We start from the raw sequence: 332 nt of genomic DNA on the forward strand, positions 1-332 counted from the left end.
CATAACGGGAGATTCAAACCTTGACGGCTCGCTTCGCATCGCGCGTGGGTGATTTCCGCCTGGGCGGCGGAAATCACGGCTACGCCGAATGGTTCTCTATTCCCGTCGGTTTGCTCCCCTCTCCCACTTGTGGGAGAGGGGCCGGGGGAGAGGCGGGCGCTCGATACGCCATCGTGCTTGAAAAAACTGAAGGCACCGCTTCAAGTGGCTCCCAGCTAAGCCACCCCTCTCCCCGGCCCTCTCCCCCTGAGGGGCTTAGGTGTGCCCACATTTTTTGAACAACTAGCTGTTCTCCCTACACCCATCTCCACCGGACAGCTATTCATCCTGCT

The organism is Cupriavidus sp. 8B (genome assembly GCF_054589115.1).